The organism is Bradyrhizobium sp. BWC-3-1 (assembly GCF_032917965.1).
Taxonomy (GTDB): domain Bacteria; phylum Pseudomonadota; class Alphaproteobacteria; order Rhizobiales; family Xanthobacteraceae; genus Bradyrhizobium; species Bradyrhizobium canariense_D.
Window position 1 is genome coordinate 8,233,160 of record NZ_CP136625.1, and the last position, 17,669, is coordinate 8,250,828.

At 64.4% G+C, this 17,669-nt stretch carries 15 protein-coding genes; 2 read left to right on the top strand and 13 right to left on the bottom strand.

Features of this window, described 5'->3' with window-relative positions:
- Nucleotides 1–8: 8 nt before the first annotated feature.
- Entirely contained in the window at nt 9–1,097 is a 1,089-nt protein-coding gene (locus RX329_RS39460; protein WP_027515339.1) for a Zn-dependent alcohol dehydrogenase, read from the top strand.
- A gap of 27 nt (nt 1,098–1,124) precedes the next feature.
- Here the strand turns inward: RX329_RS39460 and RX329_RS39465 are convergent, their stop codons facing one another.
- From RX329_RS39465 to RX329_RS39525, 13 genes are all read right to left on the bottom strand, one after another.
- Nucleotides 1,125–2,543, bottom strand: coding sequence for a hypothetical protein (locus RX329_RS39465; protein WP_317246488.1), 1,419 nt, complete (start codon nt 2,541–2,543; stop codon nt 1,125–1,127).
- 192 nt (nt 2,544–2,735) lie between these two features.
- On the bottom strand, nt 2,736–3,011 hold the full coding sequence (locus RX329_RS39470; RefSeq protein WP_026233404.1) for a DUF1488 family protein: 276 nt from the start codon (nt 3,009–3,011) through the stop codon (nt 2,736–2,738).
- 77 nt (nt 3,012–3,088) lie between these two features.
- Complete coding sequence (locus RX329_RS39475; protein WP_085358017.1) at nt 3,089–4,558, bottom strand: AMP nucleosidase; 1,470 nt, start codon at nt 4,556–4,558, stop codon at nt 3,089–3,091.
- A 100-nt stretch (nt 4,559–4,658) separates the two neighbouring features.
- Complete coding sequence (locus RX329_RS39480) at nt 4,659–5,993, bottom strand: HlyD family type I secretion periplasmic adaptor subunit (RefSeq protein ID WP_085354331.1); 1,335 nt, start codon at nt 5,991–5,993, stop codon at nt 4,659–4,661.
- On the bottom strand, nt 5,990–7,735 hold the full coding sequence (locus RX329_RS39485) for a type I secretion system permease/ATPase (RefSeq protein WP_085358019.1): 1,746 nt from the start codon (nt 7,733–7,735) through the stop codon (nt 5,990–5,992). The genes RX329_RS39480 and RX329_RS39485 overlap by 4 nt, the downstream gene beginning before the upstream one ends.
- 260 nt (nt 7,736–7,995) lie before the next feature.
- Nucleotides 7,996–8,265 carry a GlsB/YeaQ/YmgE family stress response membrane protein gene (locus RX329_RS39490; protein WP_007605178.1) on the bottom strand — a complete coding sequence of 90 codons (270 nt, stop codon included), beginning with the start codon at nt 8,263–8,265 and terminating at the stop codon, nt 7,996–7,998.
- Between the two features lie 97 nt (nt 8,266–8,362).
- Nucleotides 8,363–9,340 carry an ABC transporter ATP-binding protein gene (locus RX329_RS39495; protein ID WP_085358021.1) on the bottom strand — a complete coding sequence of 326 codons (978 nt, stop codon included), beginning with the start codon at nt 9,338–9,340 and terminating at the stop codon, nt 8,363–8,365.
- A complete protein-coding gene (locus tag RX329_RS39500) occupies nt 9,337–10,752 on the bottom strand; it encodes an Asp-tRNA(Asn)/Glu-tRNA(Gln) amidotransferase GatCAB subunit A (RefSeq protein WP_018457592.1) in 1,416 nt (471 codons plus the stop codon). The genes RX329_RS39495 and RX329_RS39500 overlap by 4 nt, the downstream gene beginning before the upstream one ends.
- Nucleotides 10,749–10,943 (bottom strand): hypothetical protein, encoded by a 195-nt coding sequence (locus RX329_RS39505; RefSeq protein ID WP_018457593.1) that lies wholly within the window; start codon nt 10,941–10,943, stop codon nt 10,749–10,751. Before RX329_RS39505 ends, RX329_RS39500 begins: the two co-directional genes overlap by 4 nt.
- On the bottom strand, nt 10,940–12,001 hold the full coding sequence (locus tag RX329_RS39510) for an ABC transporter ATP-binding protein (RefSeq protein ID WP_085383889.1): 1,062 nt from the start codon (nt 11,999–12,001) through the stop codon (nt 10,940–10,942). The genes RX329_RS39505 and RX329_RS39510 overlap by 4 nt, the downstream gene beginning before the upstream one ends.
- Before the next feature lie 2 nt (nt 12,002–12,003).
- Nucleotides 12,004–12,906, bottom strand: a complete 903-nt coding sequence (locus RX329_RS39515; RefSeq protein WP_085358023.1) for an ABC transporter permease — start codon at nt 12,904–12,906, stop codon at nt 12,004–12,006.
- Nucleotides 12,907–12,908: 2 nt separating this feature from the next.
- Complete coding sequence (locus RX329_RS39520) at nt 12,909–13,862, bottom strand: ABC transporter permease (protein WP_085349306.1); 954 nt, start codon at nt 13,860–13,862, stop codon at nt 12,909–12,911.
- A 195-nt stretch (nt 13,863–14,057) separates the two neighbouring features.
- Nucleotides 14,058–15,716 carry an ABC transporter substrate-binding protein gene (locus RX329_RS39525; protein WP_018457597.1) on the bottom strand — a complete coding sequence of 553 codons (1,659 nt, stop codon included), beginning with the start codon at nt 15,714–15,716 and terminating at the stop codon, nt 14,058–14,060.
- A gap of 210 nt (nt 15,717–15,926) precedes the next feature.
- On the opposite strand from RX329_RS39525, the gene RX329_RS39530 reads away from it, so the two are divergent.
- The gene (locus tag RX329_RS39530; RefSeq protein ID WP_085358025.1) at nt 15,927–17,522 is read left to right on the top strand and encodes an ABC transporter substrate-binding protein; all 1,596 of its coding nucleotides are present in this window, start codon (nt 15,927–15,929) and stop codon (nt 17,520–17,522) included.
- Nucleotides 17,523–17,669 lie beyond the last annotated feature (147 nt).

Sequence of the window (17,669 nt, forward strand, 5' to 3'; positions counted from 1 at the left end):
AGTGCTCGATGAAGGCGGCCGTCCTCCATGAAGTCAACAAGCCCCTAGTCATCGAGGATGTCAGCCTGCCGAAGCCCGGCCCGCGCGAGGTCCTGATCCGGACCTCGGTCGCAGGTCTCTGCCACTCCGATCTGCACTTCATGGAAGGCCTTTATCCGCATCCGCTGCCCGCGGTGCTCGGGCACGAGTCGGCCGGTGTCGTCGAGCAGGTCGGCTCCGACGTCACCTATGTGAAGCCCGGTGATCATGTCGTCACCTGTCTTTCGGTATTCTGCGGCACCTGCGACAACTGCACCACGGGCCGCACGGTGCTCTGCACCGACACCACGGTGAAATTGCTGCCGGGGGTGTCCAATCGGATGCAATGGGCTCGCTCCGAGAAGCTGCATCAGTTCCTCAACCTCTCGTCCTTCGCCGAGCAGATGCTGGTGCACGAGAACGCGATCGTCAAAATCCGCAAGGAGATGCCGCTCGATCTGGCCGCGCTGATCGGCTGCGGCGTCATCACCGGCTACGGCGCGGTCGTGAACACGGCGAAGGTGACGGCCGGCGAGACCGTGGCCGTGATCGGCTGCGGCGGTGTCGGCATGGCCGCGATCAACGGCGCGCAGATCGCGGGCGCCGGCCGCATCATTGCCATCGACACCAACCCGGCCAAGCTCCAGCTCGCGACCAAGCTGGGCGCCACCGACATCATTAATCCGGCAGACGGCGACGTCGTGAAGCAGGTGCGCGATCTCACCAATGGCGGCGTGCATCATTCCTTCGAGGTGCTCGGCCGCAAGGAGACCGCGGAGCAGGCCTTCGGCATGCTCGCCTCGGGCGGCACGGCCACCATCGTCGGCATGATTCCGTTCGGCCAGAAGATCGAGCTGCACGGCTTCGACTTCCTGCGCGAGCGCAGGATCCAGGGCTCATCGATGGGCTCGAACCATTTTCGCGTCGACATGCCGCGGCTGGTGGATTTCTACCTGCGCGGCCGGCTGCATCTGGAAGACTGGATCTCGGCCAAGCTGAAGCTCTCCGAGATCAACGAAGGGTTTGCCAACATGAAGGCCGGCAAGACGCTGCGCAGCGTGATCATGTTTGACAGCTGATGGCTCGATGACGCGGGTCGCCCAGGATTAAGGCAACTGGTCCGGGCCGGCCAAGTCGCCACGCGACTCTTTCAGGAGCAGCAGCGCCGCAGCTGTCACGAGACCCGTGGCGAGCAGGTACAGGGGCGATATGTTCAAACCGGGCCCTTCGATGACCAGATAGGAGAACAATCCCGCGGTCGACGCGATGAAGCCGAGCCAAGCAAGCTTCGGAAAGCGAAATCCACGTTCGCCGCGCCAAAGATCATGCACGAGGTAGTACACGAGAAGGCTGTTGCAGAGTGCCGCCGGCAGCACGCCCAGGACGATTCCGTTTTCGAACGCGAGATAGGATAACACGCCGTCGACCTGAGCAATCACCGCGAAGGGCACATAGCGCGGATTGAGGCAGGCCAGCGCGATCGACGCAAGCTCGAACGCGTAGAAGTACCGCTCGTGCATCTTCGGGAGCAGATACGGCATGAGCATGAGCGATACACAGGCGACGAGCAGAATAAACTCCGGCCCCGCCCGTCGAGAGCGCGCGATGAAGATCGACAAGGCGAGCCCGCTCGCGGCCGCGAGCACCATGCCGACGGCGACTCCGATCGCGTACGGCAGTCCGCCAGCCAGCACCCAGATGTTCGCTGCGTTCATGGTGAGGCGATTGAAGGTGTGAGCTTGGTCCAGATAGACCGCGAACACGGAGGCCAAAGATCTACCGGCGACCAGAACCGGAATGGCGAGAACCACATAGATCCCGGGAACGGTGGCGAGCCATGCCGGGTGGATCCTGCGGCGCAGAATCATGCCGAGCACGAAGGGTCCCAGGAACACGCCCTGAGCCTTCACCGAAAATGCCATCGCAAATGACGCAACGCCATTTCGGTCCCGCATGAACAGCGCGATGGAAACCAGCGTGAAGTACGTCCAGATCGAATCACTCTCCGCCCACACCGCGCCGTTGAAGATCACCGTCGGTGCAAGCCAGACAGCGCAGAAGGCCAGGGAAGCTCGCGACGGCAGCTTTGTCGCTCGCCAGACGATCTGGGCCACAGTGATCGCGCAGCCCAACTCGAATACTGCCGAGATCGCTTTCACGAGGGAAAGTGGCTCGCCTAGCCAATCAAATCGGGCGGCAATCAGCAGGAGGTAGCTGTAGAACGGCGTGTAGTTGGTAAAGGCTTCGGCCAGCCCGGCGACTCCGTGATCGCGAGCAAAGACATACCAGGGGATCAGATGCTGAATGGCGTCATCGGTCGCGTGTTCCCGGGCAACGTAGCGGAGCGCAAGGCCGACAAGTCCACATCCGATCGCGACGGCGATTGCAAGCCGCCAACTCTCTGGCTGCGTCTTGTTCGGATTGACGTCATGACCGGGCCCGCGGATCGCGTCGATTCCAACAATGTCTTTTGTCACGCGATCACTCGTGAGGCTCCATTTCGTGACCCAACCTCTACGGGCCATCAATTCATAGCTGGATAACGTCTGGTTTCGCAGGTCTTAAGATTGCCGCGAAACGGTTGCTTGGTTAGCGAATGCTTTAGAGGAATTGACGCTCGTCGAAATGGCTGCCGGCGGGAAGGTAAGCCCGGCAAGACCAAATCTTGACCAACTGATGAACTGTCCTGGAGCATGATTGCGGAGGCTGGAGCGGCACTATCGCTGCAAATGTCGCGTGAAGATCCGCACCACATGGCCCCTGACCCGCGGCGCCTCGTCGTAGAGGTCTGAGGCGAGCCGCTCGATGGTCTCGCGCAGCGACAGGAACTGGGCCTGCCGCGCGCTGCTTTCGGTGCCTTGCATGCCCGCAAGCTCGTCCATGGCGGCGTCGCTGATCTGGCACTGCACGACCTCGCCGTCGTTCAGCATGGTGAAGCGAAAGGCGAGCCGTTCGAGATCATGGCCAATGATCCTGTCGCGCATGAGTGGCATCAATTCGTCCCGGTCGACCCCCGCGCCGAAAATGCCGAAAATCCCGCTGCTTGTCAGCAGCAAAGGCAATCCATGGCCTACTGAAATGCAACTTCGGCGAAACTGCGGAGCTTGCGGGAATGCAGTCGCTCGGATTCCTGCTGCTTGAGCCGTTCCAGCGCCTTTAAGCCGATCTCGAGATGCTGGCCGACGCGGCGGCGGTAGAATTCGCTGGCCATGCCTGCGAGCTTGATCTCGCCGTGGAGAGGCTTGTCGGAGACGCACAGCAGCGTGCCGTAAGGGACGCGAAAGCGGTAGCCGTTGGCGGCAATCGCGGCCGATTCCATGTCGAGCGCAACCGCGCGCGATTGCGACAAGCGGCGAATGACATCGGGCCCGCTGATCTCCCAATTGCGGTTGTCGACGCTCGCGACGGTGCCGGTGCGCATCAGGCGCTTGAGCTCGAATCCTTCGAGCCCGGTGACGTCCTCGACCGCCTCCTCGAGCGCCACCTGCATCTCCGCGAGCGCCGGGATCGGCACCCACAGCGGCAACTCACGATCGAGCACATGGTCCTCGCGCACATAGCCATGGGCGAGCACGTAGTCGCCGAGCCGCTGCGTGTTGCGCAGGCCCGCGCAATGGCCGAGCATCAGCCAGGCATGGGGCCGCAGCACGGCAACATGGTCGGTGACGTTGCGCGCGTTCGACGGACCGGTGCCGATGTTGATCAGGGTGATACCACGATAGCCGGGCGCGGCCAGGTGGAAGGCAGGCATCTGCGGCGTGCGCGCGGGCGCAACGCCCGTCGTCGCGCCGCCGCTGCGCGTGATCACATTGCCTGGAGCGACGAAGGCATCGAGGCCCGCCTCGCCAGCCTGAAGCCGCTGCTGGCAAAGCTGCGCGAAGGCGTCGACATAGAACTGGTAGTTGGTGAAGATCACGAAGTTCTGGAAATACTCTGGATCCGTGCCCGTGTAGTGGTAGAGCCGGCGCAGCGAGTAGTCGACGCGGGCCGCCCGAAACAGGGACAGCGGTTCGGGCGCGCCGGGCTGGAGCTCGAAAGTGCCGTCGGCGATGGCATCGTCCATGGTGGCCAGATCAGGCACGTCAAACGCATCGCGCAGCGATCGCGTCACCGGCGAGTTCTCGCTGGTGGTGATGGCGGCTTCGATGTTGATGTCGCGGCGATAGGCGAAGTGAACGGGGATCGGTTCGCTGGACTCGCCGATTTCGACTGGGACACCGTGGTTCTGGATCAACAGTCCGATCTGCTCTGTGAGATAAGTCCGGAACAGATCCGGCCGCGTGACGCTGGTCTCGTGCACACCGGGCCGCGCGACGAAGCCGTAGGCGAGCCGCGAATCCAGCCGCGCATGCGTCGCGGTGGTGATACGGACGAAGGGATAGAAGGCCCGCACCCGCGTCGTGATTGCCTCGCCGTTGACGTAAGCTTCGAACCGGTCACGCAGGAACTTCGTGTTGCGCTCGTAGATCTCTTCGAGGCGGGCGACGGCGAGGCCAGCGTCGGAATAGGATTCGGTGGCGATGGTAGGTGGAGATTGCATTGTTCGACGCCGGGTTGCTGGGGCTGAATCGAACTATAGCAAGAATGACGCCTCGCCGTCATCGCTCGCAATGACGGATGGGATGACGCGCTTTCGCGCGTCACTTCTCCCGGAACGCCCGCATGAACTGGTCGTGCAGCGGCTTCATCAGGTAGGACAGCATGGTGCGATCACCGGTCTGGACGAACGCTTCCGCGGGCATGCCGGGGATCAGCCTGGAGTCCCCGAGCTTGGCGACCTCCTCCGCGGACAGCGAGACGCGGATGGTGTAGTAGCTCTGGCCGGTGCGCTGATCGGTGGTGACGTCGGGCGAGACGCGGCTGACGACGCCGTTGAGCTCCGGCGTGGTGCGCTGGTTGAAGGCGGACAGGCGCAGCAGCGTCTTCTGGCCGATCTGGAGCTTGTCGATATCGACCGGATTGACCTTGGCTTCGACCTGGAGATCGTCGGCCTGCGGCACGATCAGCATGAGGGCGTCGCCGGCGGTGATGACGCCACCAACGGTATGCACGGTCGATTGCAGCACCATGCCGTCCTGCGGCGCGCGAATGTCGACGCGGCGAAGCTGGTCCTCGGCGGCGACCTTGCGCTCGATCATTTCGCCGATCTTGTCGTTGGTCTCGCGCAGATCCTTGGAGACCTCGCTGACCATGTCTTTGTCGACCTGGATGATCTGGAGCTCGGTCTCGGTGATCTTGCCCTTGGCCTGCGCCCGCGAGGCGATGTATTGCGCGCGCTCGCCGTTGAGGCGGGCGCTGTCGCGTTCGAGCGTGGTCAGACGGGAGATCTGCACCAGGTGCTTGTCATAGAGATCGCGGACCCCCACGAGCTCCTGCTGCACCAGCGAGATTTCCCTGTCCTTGGCTCGCTCCTGCGCGGAGAGGCCCTCGATCTCCTCGTTGAGCTGCTGGATGCGCTCGCGCAGCTGCGCCTTCTGGCCGGCGCGTCCGTTGACGCGGACGTCGAACAGCTTGGTTTCGGCGGAGAGCAGCGCCTTGACGTCGGGATCGTTGCCGCGATCGAGCAACGCTTGCGGGTAGTCGATCCTGTCGATTCCGCGCTGCTCGGCCTGGAGCCGCGCCGCACGCGCCTGCGCCGCGTCGAGATTCTTGGTGACGATGGCGAGATTCGCCTTGGTGACGGTGTCGTCGAGCCGCACCACGATGTCGCCGGCCTTGACCACGTCGCCATCGCGCGCACGCACCTCGCCGACCACGCCGCCGGTCGGATGCTGCACCTTTTTGACATTGGACTCGACGACGATCTGACCCGGCGCGATCAGCGCGCCCGAAATCTGCACCGTCGAAGCCCAGCCGCCGAGGCCGACCAGGAGGACCAGCACGATCCCAAGCCCGAGCATCAAGTGAAACCGGATCGACTGCCGTACGGTCCTCTTCGCGGCAGGCTTCGCGCCGCCGAGCGCCATCGTGCTCATGCCTTGGCTCCGCCTTCGCTGACGATCTTGATCGGCGCCGGCGGCGTCACGCGCGGCTGGAGCACCTGGGCGAGCACCTGTTCCTTCGGCCCGAAGGCCTGCATGCGGCCGTCGCGCAGCACCAGGATCTGGTCAACCGCTTCCACGCCGATCGGACGGTGCGCCACTACGATGACGATGGCGCCGCGCTCGCGCGTCGCGCGGATGGCGCGGGTCAGCGCCTCGTCGCCTTCGGTATCGAGATTGGAATTGGGCTCGTCGAGCACGATCAGGAAGGGGTTGCCATAGAGCGCGCGCGCCAGCGCCACGCGCTGCGCCTGGCCCGCGGAGAGCGCCGTGCCCTGCTCGCCGACCTGGGTGTTGTAGCCCTCGCGCATCTTGATGATCATCTCGTGCACGCCGGCTTCCTTGGCGGCGGCGATGATGCCGTCAGACGTGGCCTCGGGATCGAAGCGGCTGATGTTCTGCGCGATGGTGCCGCCGAACAATTCGACGTCCTGCGGCAGATAGCCGATGTGGCGGCCAAGCATGTCCGACGACCACTGGTCGAGCGCCGCGCCGTCGAGCCGCACCTTGCCGCGGACCGGCTGCCAGACGCCGACCAGCGCGCGGATCAGCGACGACTTGCCGGAGCCGCTCGGTCCGATCACGCCGAGGCCATTGCCGGCTTCGAGCGCAAAGGTGATGTCTTGCACGATGAGGCGCTGGTCGCCCGGCGGCACCATGGCGATACCTTCGACCGAGAGGCGGCTGGTGGGCGCCTGCAACTGGGTCGGCATCGTCTGCGCCGGCATCTGCTCGAGAAGGCGGGTCAGACGATGCCAGCTCTGGCGTGCCGCGACAAAGGATTTCCAGTGCGCGATCGCGAGGTCGACCGGCGCGAGCGCGCGTGCCGAGAGGATCGAGCCGGCGATGATGATGCCGGCGGTCGCCTCCTGGTGGATGACGAGATAGGCGCCGACCGCGAGCACGGCCGATTGCAGCATCATGCGCAGCACTTTTGCGACCGCGCCGAGACCGCCGGCGACGTCGCTCGCACGCTGGTTGCCGTCGAGATATTTTTCGTTGGCCTCGCTCCAGCGCGCGTTCATCCGGCCGGCCATGCCCATCGACACCATGACTTCGGCATTGCGGCGGCTGGCCTGGGCGAGATCGTTGCGCTGGGCGGCGAGCCCCATCGCCTCGCGCGCCGGCTGGCGGGACATCAACTCGGTGACCAGCGTCAACCCGACCAGGATGACGGCTCCGACCAGCGCGGTGACGCCGATCATGACGTGGAAGGCGAAGCAGATGGCGAGATAGAGCGGCAGCCAGGGCAGGTCGAAGAACGCGCTCGGTCCCATGCCGCCGAGGAAGGAACGGACATTGTCGAGATCCCGCAGCGGCTGAAGCCCCTCGTTGCGGCTGCCAACCAGCAGCGGCAGGCGCACGATGGTGTCGAACACCCGCTTGTTCAAGGCTTCGTCCAGGGCGGTACCGACCCGGCCCAAGATCCGGTTGCGGATCATGTCCAGCACGCCCTGCGCCATGTAGAGGAAACCGGCGAGGACGATCAGGCCGACCAGGGTCGGAATACTGCGGCTCGGCAGCACCCGGTCGTAGACCTCCAGCATGAAGATCGACCCGGTCAGATAGAGCAGGTTGATCATGCAGCTCATCAAGCCGACGCCGACAAACGCCGTGCGACAGGCGCGCAGCGCATCACCGAGCTCTGAGCGGCGGACGCCGGGAACGGCTGCCATCAGTCTGATCTCTTTCGGGTAGGGGCCAAAGTCCCTGATTTCAAAGGCAAATTCAGGAGTAATTGACCCGGATTAACATCGCGTTTGCGCTCATCGCCCAACGCAGTCGAACACCCGGGACCCCTATGGCCCACATCACCCCCGACCGACCCTGCACGCAAGTCCGGAATCTCACGATCTTGCGGCTTTTTCTTGCAGACATGTCACCTCTCCCCGGGCGGGGAGAGGTCAAAAGTTCGATCAATTGAACCCGGGCGCCATTAGAACCGGCCGCCGCCGCGGACCAGCCGCACGACCAGCAGCAGGATGACCGCGCCGATGGCGGAATAGATGATCTCCGATATCAGCCCGGTGCCGATGTGAATGCCGAGCTTCGGAAACAGGAAGCTTGCCACCAGCGCGCCGGCGATGCCGACCACGATATCGCCGATGATGCCGAACCCGGTTCCGCGCACCACCTTGCCGGCCAGCCAACCAGCGACGAGGCCGACGAACAGGATGACAAGCAAGCCTTCATTCGAAATGTACATAAATGAGGTCCCTCTCCGTGAACGGTTCCATGGAAGCGGAACCGGGATGAACGAGGTCTGAATGCTGTTCCCCCGTTCCCCGCTGGCGGTCCAAATATCATGACAGCGCGGTGACCGGCTCCGCCAGCACGCACCGTGCTGCCCGGCCCGGCCCGACCTCCACATTCCCAGGCAATTGCTCCAGGCAGCGCGGCTGGGCAGCGGCGCAGCGGGGCGCAAAGGAGCAGTTGTGCGGCCGCTCGCCCAGCGACGGCGGGGTGCCGGGGATGGTCTCGAGCCGCTGTCCCCGCTTGGCCCCGTGGACGGTCGAGGCGAGCAGGCCCCTGGCGTAGGGATGCACCGGCGAGCGGACGATGTCGCGAAGCGTGCCCTGCTCCACGATCTGGCCGGCATACATCACCGCGACCCGGTCGCAGATCTCGATGGCGACCCCGATGTCATGGGTGACGAAGATGACGGACATGCCGAACTCGCGCTGCAGCTCGCGCAACAGCAGCAGGATCTGGATCTGCACGGTGGCATCGAGCGCCGTGGTCGGCTCGTCCGCGAGCAATATCTTGGGACGACACGCGAGCGCCAGCGCGATCATCGCGCGCTGACGCATGCCGCCGGACATCTCATGCGGATAGGCATCGAGCCGCCGTTTTGCGGAAGGAATGCGCACGACCTCGAGCATTTCGAGTGCGCGCGCCCTGCCCTCCGCATACGACTTGCCTTCGTGACGCACCACGCTTTCGGCGATCTGCGCGCCGATGGTGTAGACCGGATCGAGCGCCAGCGCCGGCTCCTGAAAGATCATCGACACGGTTTGGCCGCGGAACGACGACAGCTGCTCGTCGTTCATGGCGAGCACGTCGCGGCCCATGACGTTGACCTTGCCCGTGATCTGCGTGCGCTTCTTCGGCAACAGGCGCATCAGCGCGCGCAAGGTCACGCTCTTGCCCGAGCCGGACTCTCCGAGCAGGCCCAGCACCTCGCCGTCGCCGAGCGAGAGACTGAGACCGTTCACGGCATAGACCGTGCGCTCCCCGGTGAAGCGGATGTTAAGGCCTGAGATCTCGACGAGCTTTGTCATGACGGAAGTTTCGGCAGCCTTTCGTGGTAGTCGGTGGCGCGCTGGAACGCGGCGCCGATGGTGAGCAAGGTCGCTTCATCGAACGAGCGGCCGATCAGCTGCATGCCGATCGGAAGACCGCTTTTGGTGAAGCCCGAGGGCACCGTGAGCGACGGCAGGCCGAGGTAATTCACCGGACGGGTGAACAGCGTCAGCCGCTGCAACAGCGCCGGCGCATTCGGCCCGCCGCCAACGTCGCTCTCCTCGATCGTTGGCGCCGGCACGGGGGACGCCGGCGCGATCATCGCGTCGACGCCCGATGTGGCAGCGTTGTGCGCGGCGAGCGCAGGTCCGCGCCAGCGCATCGCCTCGAGATAGGTGATGGCGGGGACCGCGAGGCCGTTCTGGAGCCGCATCAACACCTGCGGACCATAATCCTGCGGCCGCTCAATCATCCAGCGCTTGTGGAAGGCGGCGGCTTCGGCTGCGAGCACGAGCTGGCTTGCCGAGGACAATTGCCGCTGGTCGGGCAGCTCGACCGTGACGATGTCGGCGCCCTCACGCTTGAGCACCGCGACGGTCTCGTCCAGCACGCGCGCGACCTCGCCGTCGAGATCATCGACATAGAAGGACGAGGGGACGCCGACCTTGAGGCCCTTCAGCGAGCCCTTGGTCGCGCCGACATAGTCAGACAGCGGCTCATGACTGCAGGTCGAATCCTCGGGATCAGGGCCGGCCATCAGCGCCAGCAGCAGCGCGCAATCCTCGGCGGTGCGGGCGAGCGGGCCGACCGTGTCGAGCGACTGCGACAGCGGCATCGCGCCGGCGCGGCTGACCCGGCCGACGGTGGTCTTCAATCCCGTGACGCCGCAGAAATGCGCGGGCATGCGGATCGAGCCGCCGGTGTCGGAGCCGAGCGCCGCATAGGTCAGTCGCGCCGCGACCGCCGAGCCCGAGCCCGACGACGAGCCGCCGGTGATGTGCGCAGCGTTCCAGGGATTGCGAACCGGGCCGTAATGGGCGTTATGGCCAGTCGGGCCATAGGCGAATTCGGCGAGATGCAACGTGCCGAGGCGAACCTGGCCGGCGTCCTTCAGCCGCTGCAAGGCGGTGGAGGTGACGGTCGGAACGAAATCGCGGCGGATCAACGAGCCGCAGGTCGCGACGTGACCTGCGTCGTAATACATATCCTTGTGCGCGAGCGGCACACCGTGCAGCGGACCGCGGACTTCCCCCTTGGCGAGTTCGGCGTCGGCGGCATCGGCGGCCTTCAGCGCTGCCTCTGCCTCGATCGACATGAAGGCGTTGAGGTGCGGCTGCCACTGCGCGATGCGATGCAGCAGCGCACGCGTCACCTCATGCGAGGACACCTGCTTCATCGCGATCGCGCGCGCGACCTCGGTGAGCGTCATCAATGCGGGCTCGGTGCTCATTTCGAGACCTTGGCAGTCTGCGCGATCGGATAAAGCGCGGGCTCGAGATCGAACGGCAACGTGCCGGCAATGGCCGCAAAGCCCTCGAAGGCCGGTCCGATGGAATTGGAGATGCGCGTCGCGATCTCGTCGTCGACGGGAACGCCGGCGACCTGTGCCGTCGCCTTGATCTCTTTTGTCGTCGGTCTCATGCGGTTTCCTCCTTCGGCGCGCGGCTATGGCCTGAACCCGGGATCGCCATGTAGCACGCGGCCTCGTGGCCCATTCTATCGAGCGCGGTGAGTTTTGGTGTCGCATTTGCGCAGAGCGGCTCCGCAAACGGGCAACGGGTGTGGAAGCGGCAGCCCGAGGGTGGATCGATCGGATTGGGCGGATCGCCCGTGATCGGCGGCGTCTCGGTGCGGCGGTCCGGATCCGAGGACGGCATCGCGGCAAGAAGTGCGCGCGTATAGGGATGCGCCGGTTGGTCCCAGACCTGGTCGACCGGGCCGAGCTCGACGACCTCGCCGAGATACATCACCAGCACGCGATCGCTGATATAGCGCACGACGTTGAGGTCGTGACTGATGAAGAGATAGGTCAGGCCGAACTCACTCTTGAGATCGGCAAGCAAATTGAGCACCTGCGCCTCGACCGACTTGTCGAGCGCGGAGACGGCTTCGTCGAGAATCACCAGCCGCGGCGACAGGGCCAGCGCACGCGCGATGTTGACGCGCTGGCGCTGGCCGCCGGAGATCTCATGCGGGTAGCGGTTGGCAAAGTTTGCAGGAACCAGGCCCACTTTGCCCAGCAGCTCGCGCGCCAGCGCGCGCGCGGCGCCGTCGGCCATGCCGTGCACCTTTGGGCCGAAGGCGATCGAGTCCTCGATGGTCAGGCGCGGGTTGAGCGAAGCGTAGGAATCCTGGAACACCATCTGCATGCCGCGGCGCAGCTCGCGCAAGGAGAGCGACTGGCCGACGCTCATGCCGTCATAGATGATGTCGCCGGTGTCGCGCGGCATCAGATGCATGAGCAGCCGCGCGGTGGTCGACTTGCCGCAACCGGACTCGCCGACGATGCCGACGGTCTCGCCCTTGGCGACGGTGAACGAGACATTATCGACCGCCCGCACGGTGCGCTTTGCGGCGAACAGGCCGCCACGAACCGGGAAATGCTTGGTGAGGCCGTTGACCTGGAGCAGCGGCTGGGCGACGCCGCCGAGGTCTTCGATCGGCTCCAGCATTGCGACGGAGAGGTTGGTTTCGCTCATGGCTAGTTCCTGATGTCCATGGCGCTGCGCAGGCCGTCCGAGAGCAGGTTGAAGCAGATCGAGACCGCGAAGATCATTGCACCGGGGAGCGCGGCGACCCAGGGGTTGACATAGATCGCGGTCCGCAAGGTATTCAACATCAGGCCCCATTCCGGCTCCGGCGGTTTGGTGCCGAGGCCGAGGAACGACAGGCCTGCCGCGAGGATCATCGAGACCGAGATCAGGCTGGTCGCGTAGACGAAGATCGAACCGAGCACATTGCCGAGGATATGAACGCGCATGATGGTGAACGGTCCCGCGCCCGAGGCGCGCGCGGCGTCGACGAAGTCCATGTTGCGCACGCCCGTCGTGACGCTTTCGGCGACGCGGGTGATCTGCGGCACGAACACGACGGTCAACGACACGATGGAATTGAGGATGCCCGCGCCCAGCGCGCCCGAGATCGCGATCGCCAGCAGCACGGACGGAAACGCGTAGAACACGTCGATCGTGCGCATGATCGCAGTGTTGAGCTTGCCGCCGACATAGCCGGCAACGAGGCCGAGCGAGGTGCCGATGCAGAAGGCGAGGATCACCGGCAAAATGCCGATGAGAAGCGACAGCCGGCCGCCATAGATCAACCGCGCCAGCATGTCGCGGCCGAGTTCGTCGGTGCCGAGCGGGTAGCCGGATGTGCCAATGTGCCGAAGGCGGCGGATCATCGAGCCCTTGTAGGGATCTTCCAGACCGAGCCACGGCGCAACGATCGCGGAGAGGAAGATCAGCAGCAGCACCAGCGCGCAGACCATGCTGACCTTGTCACGCCGGATACGACGGCCGACGGTCGCCCAATAGCCGCGCGCCTTGGTCGCGGGCGCGGACTGAAGCGCCGTATCGCTGGTGACGGACAACGGAAGCTCGCTCATCGCTAGCCCCGTTTGATGCGCGGGTCGATCGCGGCTTGCGCGATGTCGACCATCAGATTGAGGAAGACGAAGAACAGCGCCAGGATCAGGATCGTGCCCTGCAGCAGCGGCAGGTCGCGCTGGAAAATCGCGGAGTTGAGCAGGAAGCCCGAGCCCGGCCAGGAGAACACCGTCTCGATCAGGATCGAGCCGCCGAGCATGTAACCGAGCTGAAGTCCCATCACCGCGAGCGCGGTGGGGGCGGCGTTCTTGATGACGTGGCGGAACACGCCGCGCTCATGCAGGCCTTTTGCACGCAGCGCCTCGACGAAGTCCTGGCTGAGAATGTCGCCGGTCAGCGCGCGCACCGTGCGAGTGACGATGCCCATCGGGATCACCGAGGTCGTGATCGCTGGCAGCACGAGATATTGCAAATGCGCCCAGTCCCAGGCCCAGGCGGCCGAGCCGCCGGGTCCGGCGCCGACAGCGGGCAGCCAGTTCAGCTGGACCGAGAAGATGATGACGAGCACCATGCCAAGCCAGTAATGCGGCACCGAAACGCCGGCGATGGCAAAGGAGGTCGCCAGCTTGTCGATCCAGGTCTCGCGGAAATAGCCGGCGATCAGGCCGAGCAGGATGCCCATGGTGAAGCCGATGATCGCCGCCGCAATCGCCAGCGTGACCGTGTTGCTGACCGCGCGCATGACCTCGGCGAGCACCGGGCGGCCCGTGGCGATGGAATTGCCGAGATCGCCATGAAGCGCGCGGAGCAGCCAAAGCCCGAACTGCACCGGCAGCGGGCGGTCGAAACCATAGGCTGTCCGGAGCTGCGCGGCGAGCTCCTGCGAGGCGTCTGCGGGGAGCACCGCGACGAGCGGATCGCCCGGCGTGATGTGCACGAGCAGAAAACACACCAGCGCGACGCTGATGACGATCGGGATGACGTAGACGATGCGTCTGGCGATATAGGCGAGCACGTTGTTTCTTTTCTTCCCTTCTCCCCTTGTGGGAGAAGGTGGCGCAAAGCGCCGGATGAGGGCTCTAACCCCGGATGCAGTGTTAACGAAAAAGAGAGAGGGTCATCCGCGGAAAGAGATCCCTCACCCGGCTTCGCTTGCGCGAAGCCACCCTCTCCCGCAAGGGGAGAGGGTGCACTGCGTATGAGGCGCGAACTATTGCATCGACACCAGTGAGAAGTCGATGAACCAGCTCTTTGGCTGCACGACGCCTGTCACCTTCGGGCTGATGGCGCGGGGACCGACGTCGTGGGCGACATAGAGGAAGGCCGCGTCATCGACGGAGGCCGCGTGCAGTTCGGCGAGCGCGGCGTCACGCGCGGCGGGATCGAAGGTCTGCCGCGCCTTCTTCACCAGCTCGTCGAATTTGGGATTGTTGATGAAACCCCAATTGTTCGAGACCGGCGGCGCCATGCCCGATTGCAGGAAGCGCACCAGCGCGAAGAACGGGTCCATCGCCGCATAGGTGACGTTGGTCGCGTTCGAGCCGTTGGCACTGGGATCCTTGGCGCCGCGGCGCCAGTTGGTGAACAGCGTATTCCACTCGATGACATCGAGCTGCACGTCGAAATAGCATTCGGCCAGCGCCTGCTGGATATATTCGTTCATCGGCAACGGCTGCATCTGGCCCGAGCCGGACGCAGACGTCTGGGTCTTCACCGTCAGCTTCTTGTTCGGGCCGAATCCGGCCTCCTGCATCAGCTTCTGTGCAGCAGCCTTGTCGTACTTGATCTCGAAGGTCGGTCTGCCGCGCCAGGGATGGCCGACCTCGAACGTGCCGGTCGCGGGCACCATCAGCCCCGCGAGCAGGCCGTCCTTGAGGCCTTCGCGATCGACGCAGAGGTTCGCGGCCTTGCGCACGCGGATGTCGTTCCAGGGCGAGCCCTCGACGCGCGAGAACTGCCACGGCCAGACGTGCGGCTGCTCGTTGGCGTAGAGCTTGAAGCCGCGCTGCTTGAGCTCGGGCAACGCGTCCGGCGCCGGCGCCTCGACCCAATCGACCTGCCCGGAAAGCAGCGCCGCGGTGCGCGCGTTGGCCTCCGGCATCGGCAACAGCACCATCTTGTCGACCTTGGGCACGCGGTCCTTGTTCCAGTAGCTCGCATTCTTGACCAGCTCCAGCCGCTCGCGCGGGGTGAAGCCCGCCATCTTCCACGGGCCGGTGCCCGCGGCGTCCTTGGCAAACGCGGTCCATGCGGCCTGCGACTTGGCCTTGGCGTCGGCGCCCTCCGCCTTGTCGTAGAAGGCCTGCCACTTCGCCGGGCTCGCCATGAAGAGATTGGTGAGGTTGATCGGCAGGAAGCTGTCGGGCTCCTTGGTGGTGAGCTCGACCGTCATGTCGTCGACCTTCTTCGCTGATGCCAGCGTCGGCATGCGCGAGGCCGTGACACCGACCTGGCTGGCGTCGAATTGCGGCGCGTCCTGCTTCAGCACCTTCTCGACATTCCACACCACGGCGTCCGCATTGAACGGCGAGCCGTCATGGAAGGTGACGCCCGGCCGCAGCTTGAAAGTCCATTTGGTCTTGTCGGCATCGTCGACCTTCCACTCGGTAGCAAGGCCGGGGATCACCACGCTCGCCTTGTCGGCCGAGGAAAGGTCCCAGCCGGTGAGCGCGTCATACATGGTGAGGCCGGTGAAGCGGTTGCCTTCAAAGCCCTGATCGGGCTGGCCCAGCGTGCGCGGAATATCGGCAGCCGTCATGGCGATGCGCAGCACGGTTTCGGCAGTGGCCGCGCGCGGCCACGCAGCCGCGCTACTGAGCGCCAGCAACGCGATCAGCGCCGCGCGGGTCTTGTTTTTCTTGATCAACATTGACTCAATCCTTTTCCGGCTTCGATGACTAATTTTGATGCAATCGTATGCAATGCCTATGCCAATGGGGAAACTTATTCTGCAAATTGCCCCTGCGACGACAAGTCCTTGTGATGACACGTCGGCGAAAGCACCTCGCTGCCTATTCTGGCATCAAGATTGCAGGTTTGGCTCCGATTGTCCTTGAAGTCTTCCTTGGAGCTTTGGCCCATGCGTATCCGACTATCGACCTGTTTCGCCGTGCTTGCACTGGCGTTGTCCGCGATTCCGGCGGGCGCCGAAACGGTGCTACGCTACGGCATCTCGATGGCGGACATCCCGCTGACGACCGGCCAGCCCGATCGCGGCGCGGGCGCCTATCAGTTCACGGCCTACACCATCTACGATCCGCTCGTGGCGTGGGAGATGGACGTCGCCGACCGGCCGGGAAAGCTGGTGCCCGGATTGGCCACCGAGTGGAGGGTCGATGCCGAGAACAAGACCAAATGGCGCTTCACCTTGCGCAAGGGCGTGAAGTTTCACGATGGCAGCGAGTTCGATGCCGACGCCGTGATCTGGAATCTGGACAAGGTGCTCAATGACAAGGCGCCGCAATTCGACAAGCGCCAGAGTGCGCAGGTCAAGACCCGCCTGCCTTCGGTCGCGAGCTACGCCAAGATCGACGACTTCACGGTGGAGATCACCACCAAGACGGTCGATTCCTTCTTTCCCTATCAGATGCTGTGGTTCCTGGTCTCCAGCCCGGCGCAATACGAGAAGCTCGGTAAGGACTGGGACAAGTTCGCGAGCCAGCCTTCGGGGACCGGCCCGTTCAAACTGACAAAACTGGTGCCGCGCGAACTCGCCGAGCTCACGAAGAATCCGGATTATTGGAACAAGAAGCGTATTCCCAAGGTCGACAAGCTCGTGCTGGTGCCGATGCCGGAAGCGCTGACGCGCACCAATGCGCTGCTGGCCGGGCAGGTCGATCTGATCGAGACGCCGGCGCCGGATGCCGTGCCGCAGCTCAAGGCCGCCGGCATGAAGCTCGTCGACAACGTTACGCCGCATGTCTGGAATTATCATCTGAGCGTGCTGCCGGGTTCGCCCTGGACCGACATCCGCCTGCGCAAGGCGCTGAACCTCGCGATCGATCGTGAAGCCGTGGTGGGCCTGATGAATGGCCTTGCGAAACCCGCCAAGGGACAGGTCGATCCGTCGAGCCCCTGGTTCGGCAAGCCGAGCTTCGAGCTGAAATACGATGTCGCAGCCGCCAAGAAGCTGGTCGAGGAAGCCGGCTACTCCAAGGCGAAGCCGCTGAAAGCGACCTTCATCATCGCACAGGGCGGCACCGGCCAGATGCTGTCGCTGCCGATGAACGAATTTTTGCAGCAGAGCTTCAAGGAGATCGGCATCGACATCGATTTCAAGGTCGTCGAGCTCGAGACACTCTATACGCATTGGCGCAAGGGCGCGGCCGACGAGATGAACGCCGGCATCACCGCCAACAACATCGCCTATGTCACCTCTGACCCGCTCTACGCCATCGTCCGCTTCTTCCATTCGAGCCAGATCGCGCCGGTCGGCGTCAACTGGGGCGGCTACAAAAACCCGAAGGTCGACGCGCTGATCGACGAGGCCAAGCAGACCTTCGACAGCGCCAAGCAGGATGAGCTGCTGGCGCAGGCGCACGCGCTGATCGTCGACGACGCCACGCTGGTATGGGTGGTGCACGACACCAACCCGCATGCGCTGTCGCCCAAGGTCAAGCAGTTCGTGCAGGCGCAGCACTGGTTCCAGGATCTCACGACGATCGGGGCGGAGTGAGGCTCAAGGTCGGCACCCCGCTTCCGCAAACACCACTGTCGTCCTGGCGAAAGCCAGGACGACACCTCTTATTAAGGCGACGGCCTGCGGCGTCGAACACCGCTGTCGTCCCGGCGTAGCCGGGACCCATAACCACCGAGTTGAATT